At 51.3% G+C, this 5,274-nt stretch carries 7 protein-coding genes; all 7 read left to right on the top strand.

The genetic code is table 11. The features are described from left to right. Positions 1–248 (top strand): phosphoribosyl-AMP cyclohydrolase (locus WAO31_RS03630; protein ID WP_509590373.1); only part of this gene is annotated, 248 nt, incomplete at its 5' end. Next, complete coding sequence (locus WAO31_RS03635; RefSeq protein WP_509590376.1) at positions 245–1,762, top strand: chorismate-binding protein; 1,518 nt, start codon at positions 245–247, stop codon at positions 1,760–1,762. The genes WAO31_RS03630 and WAO31_RS03635, both read left to right, overlap by 4 nt. Further along, positions 1,759–2,289: a hypothetical protein gene (locus tag WAO31_RS03640; RefSeq protein WP_509590378.1), complete on the top strand. Its 531-nt coding sequence runs from the start codon at positions 1,759–1,761 to the stop codon at positions 2,287–2,289. The genes WAO31_RS03635 and WAO31_RS03640 overlap by 4 nt, the downstream gene beginning before the upstream one ends. A gap of 37 nt (positions 2,290–2,326) precedes the next feature. Then, on the top strand, positions 2,327–2,548 hold the full coding sequence (locus tag WAO31_RS03645; protein ID WP_509590380.1) for a DUF6704 family protein: 222 nt from the start codon (positions 2,327–2,329) through the stop codon (positions 2,546–2,548). Beyond that, positions 2,549–3,328, top strand: coding sequence for an indole-3-glycerol phosphate synthase TrpC (gene trpC, locus WAO31_RS03650; protein WP_509590383.1), 780 nt, complete (start codon positions 2,549–2,551; stop codon positions 3,326–3,328). A 9-nt stretch (positions 3,329–3,337) separates the two neighbouring features. Next, positions 3,338–4,534: a tryptophan synthase subunit beta gene (gene trpB, locus WAO31_RS03655; RefSeq protein WP_509590385.1), complete on the top strand. Its 1,197-nt coding sequence runs from the start codon at positions 3,338–3,340 to the stop codon at positions 4,532–4,534. After that, positions 4,534–5,274: tryptophan synthase subunit alpha (gene trpA, locus WAO31_RS03660; protein WP_509590388.1), on the top strand; the 741-nt coding region annotated here is incomplete at its 3' end. The genes trpB and trpA, both read left to right, overlap by 1 nt.

The following is a 5,274-nucleotide window of genomic DNA, read 5'->3' on the forward strand; positions in this document are numbered from 1 at the left end:
TGGTTGCCTATATGTCAAAGGAAAGTGTCGTAATGACGCTTGAGACCGGGCAGACACATTTTTATTCACGTTCCCGGTCCGAGATCTGGCACAAGGGAGCAACCTCTGGCAATATTCAACACCTTGTAAGCCTGCATGCCGATTGTGACGGCGATACTCTGCTTGCAGTGGTTCGCGAAGCCGGAGGGGCTTGCCATACAGGTGAGCGGAGCTGTTTTGACAACTTTGAGCCGCTGGAGCTTTCATGATTAGCCTGCTGGAGGCCAGAGAGTTTGCAAAGTCTTATCAGGTAATACCGATAGTTGAATCGGTCTTTTCTGGAACTGAGACACCGTTGTCAATATTTGAAAAGCTTGCATCTTCCAAGCCCGGAAGCTTCCTTCTGGAATCTGCCGAACAGGGGGTTTGGTCAAGGTACAGCTTTATTGGCGTTGAGAATTTTGGTTTTCTCGTCTCAGGCAGCAGCTCAAGTCTCAAGTGGATTTCCCCAACGGGAGATGCATTGAAGGGTATCGGGGGCGTCACGCTGGACAGGCTTTCTGGGTTTGAGGCTCTCGAGCTTTTGCAGTCCAATTGGCGTGCAGCCCCGGTCGAGCAGTTGCCACCGCTTGTTTCGGGAATGGTGGGCTTGATGGGCTGGGACAGTATTCATCAGATTGAAAACCTTGGGTCGCCAAAGACCAAAGAGTTTCCCATGCCAGATCTCGCAATGGCGGTTATTCAGGACATGGTCGTGCTTGATCATCTGGATTCATCGCTAAAGCTGGTGTCAAATATCTATCTCGACGAAGGTCAAGATCTGGAAGATCAGTACCGAGATGCAAGAGCGCGCATCGAACAAATGAAGTTTGGACTACTGGGAGCCAGCCAACCATTTCTTGCTGAAGTAGATCTAACTACCGAGCCGGCGTTTGAGAGGCGGACCAGCGATTCCGATTTCGTGGAAATCATTAATACCGCCAAGCAGCACGTGGTCGCCGGCGATGTTTTTCAGGTAGTGGTTTCTCAAAGATTTGACATGGAGAACCGTGCGTCAGCTTTGGATGTTTATCGAATGCTGCGCGCACTAAACCCGAGCCCCTACATGTATCTACTCAACTTCTTTGATGAAGAGGGAAGTTTCGCTGTCGTGGGCTCATCGCCCGAGGCTCTGGTTCGCGTGAACTCGGGCAAAGCCGTATTACACCCGATCGCTGGTTCCAGGCCCAGGGGAGCCAACACGGAATCAGATGCCGCGCTAGCTGAGGAGCTGGCGGCAGATGAGAAGGAAAAGGCAGAGCACTTGATGCTTGTTGACTTGGCACGTAACGATCTTTTGAAGGTATGTGAACCGAGTTCGGTGAGCGTGACTGAATTTATGACTATCGAGCGCTACAGCCACATAATGCATTTGGTATCAACGGTTGAGGGCAGTATCAGGAAGGGCCAATCCGCCGTTGAAGTAGTGAAGGCGACATTCCCAGCGGGAACTCTGTCGGGAGCACCAAAACCCCGGGCGCTCGAAATTATCGAGCATCTTGAACCTGTTAGCCGTGGTCTTTTTGGTGGGGTCGTTGGGTATTTTGATTTTGCAGGAAACGCCGATCTGGCTATTGCTATTCGCACCGCTGTACTAAGAGACGGTAGGGCTTTTGTTCAAGCTGGAGCTGGAATTGTATTGGACAGCGATCCGGAATCAGAGAATCAAGAAACACTAAGCAAGGCCTCGGCTCCACTGCGGGCTGTCCATGCTGCCAACAACATGAAGAGGTTTAGAGGATGAATCTAAGAAAGGCTTCTCTCGCTTGGCTTTCGAGCATCTTGATTTTGACCGTTTTGGCAGGCTTTAGCTGGGTTGATCTAACTCTCTCACCAGCCTCGGGCGGTCAACAGATTCAGGTCACCGGTTTCCTGGTTTTTCCAATAATCAGCGCGCTGTTATTGCTTCAAGGATCCGCCCTGCTAGCTGCTTTTTTCACACCGTCCCTGGTTGGAAGGATTATCTCGGCTGCCCTGGTGCCGATTGTGCTCTGGCACGCCGTGGTGGTTGTATCAACATCTCAAATGGCGCTTCAAAATGCCGTGGCGGCTGAGATTACTAAGGCCACGGGCGTTGTGGGTGTATCGAGCCAAGCTCAGCTGGTGGAGCTGGCTCTTGATAACAACATCTGGTACGTCTATGTGGCTGTTTTGGCATTGAACATATTGGCTCTTATTGCAAGGGCGTTTGTCAGTAAGCCCCAGCCCAAGAGCCAGGTTAGTGCCGAAATTTTGGAAGACTCTGATGACCTATGGGAGAACCAGCGCTAGCTCTCGCTGATAAACTTGGAAACAAGAGGAGATAAACATGTCTGAAAGTAAAACCGATCACGGCCACGGCGATTCAGTTGCAGCGTGGGTGACAGTTTCAATAATTATCCTTGCGTTTGCAATTGGAACACTGTTTTTCTGGTTTGATTACCCGCCGGTTGTCTTTGCATCTGTAGGGCTAGCCGCGTTCGGTCTAGTGGCTGGGCTCTATCTCAAGAAGGCCGGCTACGGCGTCGGCGGATCTAAGTCAAAAAAATAATTGCTTGAATCTTTATACGCAGGCTCCCTCGAGGATGCAGCTAGACGATCAGAATCAATTCCACTAGCCCAGCTAGAGAAAATAGCGTTGGCTCGGTCAAGCGCGTTAGACGCGCTGACAATCTTACGTTCGGGTAGCACCGTCTCGGTTATTGCAGAAATCAAGAGAGCTAGCCCATCAAAGGGGACACTCGCCACCATCGCAGATCCAGCTGGACTTGCGCAAACCTACGAGGGCGCTGGTGCGGGAGCAATAAGTGTTTTGACGGAACAGCGTTCTTTCCTTGGGTCCCTCGAAGATTTCGATGCCGTTCGTGAACGCGTTAGCGTTCCACTCCTCAGAAAAGACTTCATCGCAAATGAATACCAGGTTCTCGAGGCAAGAGCTCATGGTGCTGATATCGTTCTTTTAATTGCAGCTGGGCTGGAACCAAAGGTTCTCTTGAGGCTCAAGGGGTTCGTGGAATCCCTTGGCATGGTGGCATTCATTGAAACCCATAACCTGGCAGAGGTTGAACTGGCCGCTTCAATTGAAGCGAAATTGGTCGGCATAAATGCCCGCGATCTAGAGACATTTGAAACCGATAGGGGCCTTTTTGAGCAGCTGGTCGACCGGCTACCAAGAAACGCAGTGAAGGTTGCAGAGTCCGCTGTTCGCGGAGTCAAGGACGTAAGCGACTACGCCCAATCGGGTGCTGATTGCGTTCTGGTTGGGGAAGCTTTGGTCACGGGAGACGCCCATTCGTTAATACAGTCATTCACCCAAATTCCAAAGGCTTAGACTTTTCCAATGGCAGAGAAACTGGCAAATCAAGTTGGTCCATACTTTGGCGAGTTTGGCGGACGCTTCGTGCCGGAGTCGCTTATCGCCGCACTAGACGAACTGGATTCTACCTATCAGGCTGCCAAATCAGATCCGGCCTTTCAGCTAGAGCTTGCTCACCTACATAAGACCTACACCGGCAGGCCATCAATTATCACGGAGGCTCCGAAGTTTGCCGCCTCAATTGGCGACATCAGGGTTTTTCTAAAGCGAGAAGACCTAAACCACACCGGTTCCCACAAAATCAATAACGTCCTGGGTCAGGCACTGCTTGCGAAGCGAATGGGCAAAAAGAGAATAATCGCTGAAACCGGCGCCGGTCAGCACGGTGTTGCCAGCGCAACTGCCGCTGCCTTGCTAGGTCTGGACTGCGTTGTCTACATGGGCGAAGTCGATACAATTCGGCAATCCTTGAACGTGGCAAGAATGAAACTTTTGGGAGCGGAAGTTGTTGCCGTAACGACTGGGTCAAGAACGCTAAAGGATGCAATCAATGAGGCACTCAGGGATTGGGTTGCGAACGTTGAAACTACTCATTACCTATTAGGCACAGTTGCCGGTCCACACCCGTTCCCCACCATGGTTCGCGATTTCCATTCCGTTATTGGAATCGAATCCAGGCAGCAAATGCTTGATCAGTTTGGCTCATTGCCCGATGTAGTGACAGCATGCGTTGGGGGAGGCTCAAATGCAATTGGAATCTTCCACGCCTTCTTGGACGATGAGGACGTTCGCTTGGTTGGTATGGAGGCAGCCGGTGACGGTGTGGAGACACTTCGACATGCTGCGACTCTAAGTATGGGAAGACCCGGCGTCTTGCACGGAGCAAAGAGCTATCTACTCCAGGACGAGGATGGACAGACCAGCGAGTCTCACTCAATCTCGGCAGGTCTCGACTATCCGGGTGTTGGACCAGAGCATGCTTGGCTCAAAGACATTGGACGAGCAGAATATATCCCAGTCACAGACACCGAGGCCATGTCAGCCCTTAGTTCTCTGTCAAGAACAGAGGGGATAATCCCCGCAATTGAAACTGCCCATGCATTGGCCGGTATTCAAAAGCTCTTGCCCTCCCTCAAGCCTGGAAGTAAAGTCCTCGTAAATCTCAGTGGCCGGGGGGACAAAGACATGGAAACCGCGGCTAAGTACTTTGGATTCATCTGATGTCTCGTACCGAGCAAGTTCTAAAGGCAAATAAGTCAAGCGGTGGCTCGCTTATTGGTTACTTTCCTCTTGGCTTCCCGACCATGCGAGAGTCTATTGAAGCCGCAGTTGCAATGTCCGAATCTGGGGTTGACGTTTTAGAGCTAGGAATCCCATACAGCGATCCCGTTATGGATGGCCTGGTGATTCAACAAGCAACCGAACTGTCGCTTGCCAACGGATTCAAGCTTCGCGACACCTTTGAGGCTGTGCGCGAGGTGGCCTCTAGGGTCGATGCTCCCGTCTTGGTTATGACCTATTGGAATCCAGTCATGCAGTACGGACAGGACAAGTTTGCAAAAGAACTATCCGAAGCCGGGGCGGCTGGAGCAATAACTCCAGACCTAATTCCCGATGAGGCAGACGGCTGGATTAGAGCTACCGAGGAGCACAACCTCGATCGCGTATTTCTTGCTACGCCGACAAGTTCAGCAACCAGAACAGAGTCAGCTTGCTCAAACTCTAGGGGTTTTGTTTACGCGGTCTCTACCATGGGCATTACCGGAGCAAGAGAAGATTTAGACCAAAAAGCTAAACAGGTTGTGGCCGGGGTTAGACAACAGGGTCCCAGCTCAATGACAGCTGTGGGTATTGGAGTATCAACTGCGAAGCAGGTCCGTGAAATAAATACTTATGCTGACGGAGCAATCGTTGGCTCAGCTTTTGTAAAAGCGTATCAGCATGGCGGTATAGAAGAACTA

Source organism: Rhodoluna sp., assembly GCF_049276775.1.
Taxonomy (GTDB): domain Bacteria; phylum Actinomycetota; class Actinomycetes; order Actinomycetales; family Microbacteriaceae; genus Rhodoluna.